This is a genomic window from Planococcus sp. APC 3906 (assembly GCF_030407685.1).
GTDB classification, from domain to species: Bacteria; Bacillota; Bacilli; order Bacillales_A; family Planococcaceae; genus Planococcus; species Planococcus koreensis.
In genome coordinates this window covers 1-1,174 of the sequence record NZ_JASDCW010000071.1, presented here as the reverse complement: position 1 = coordinate 1,174, position 1,174 = coordinate 1, and the positions used below count along the sequence as shown (strand labels likewise).

Genomic DNA, 1,174 nt, shown 5'->3' with positions numbered 1-1,174 from the left:
GCCATCCAAAACCAAGAAGAAAGCCTCCCAAATCGACGAATTTTACGAAGTCATTTCGCTTCTTCTATCCGTCGAATCCAAACAGGTTTTCTATTACAAACGGATTCTCTGGCAATACTTGAAAGACAATCACGGATTGAAATGCGGACAATCGACTTTCCGTGCATATATTCAACGAACACCTGAATTCAATGCCTATTTCAAGGAAGGGAAACGAACGGTGCCCCTCGAATCGAGTGCACGTTTTGAGACCCCTCCCGGGGAACAAGCCCAACTGGACTGGAAAGAAAACCTGCCCTATGAAACCAAGGACGGAGAAGTCGTCTACATCAACGTCGCTGTCCTCTTGCTTTCTTATTCGCGATTCCGCGCTTTTCACCTAAGCATCTCCAAATCACAAGCCGTTCTCTTTTCCTTTATGAACGATGCGTTTGAAACCTTTGGCGGTGTGCCGAAAGTGATTGTCACCGACAACATGAAAACCGTCATGGACGATTCCCGTACCCGTTATTCCAAGGGAAAGGTCAATGCGAAGTTCGCCCAATTTGCGCAAGACTACGGATTCAAAGTACATCCCTGCATTGCCGGAAAACCGAATACGAAAGGCAAAGTGGAAGCACCGATGAAATACTTGGATGAAATCCATGCCTATCAAGGCAAGTTCAACTTGGAAGAGCTGCATCAATTTGTGCAAAAGCTATGCGAACGGATCAATCAATCGTTTCATCAAGGGACGCACAAAATACCCGTATTTGCGCTAAAACAAGAAAAGAACCTCTTATTGCCCCTACCACGGAAACAAATAAGAGATTCTTATCAGATCAATCACACGCTTGTAAAGGTCAACCCTTCAAATATGGTTCCTTATAAAGGAAAACACTACTCGGTACCAGCCAAGTATCAAGGAAAGACCGTAGGTCTACAAACATATGATGACCAACTATATGTGTATGATAACACAGAGCTGCTTGTCCAGCATCCCATTAGTCAGTCGCCTCTGAACTACAAACCGGCCCACTATCAAGAGAGTTTAGGCCAAGCCCTTCCCGATTATCCGAACATCGAGGAATTAGCTAAAGGAAATCTGGCAGCGATCGGTGAGGTGTACAAGCATGACTAATACCTATCAGCAACTTGTTCAAAATTTAGAGTACCTAAAGTTGAAGCAAATGAC

General features: G+C 44.5%; 1 protein-coding gene. It reads left to right on the top strand.

Features of this window, described 5'->3' with window-relative positions; genetic code table 11:
- Positions 1-1,120, top strand: a 1,120-nt coding sequence (gene istA, locus QMA09_RS17025; RefSeq protein ID WP_290213994.1) for an IS21 family transposase, incomplete at its 5' end; no start/stop codon positions are given.
- Positions 1,121-1,174 lie beyond the last annotated feature (54 nt).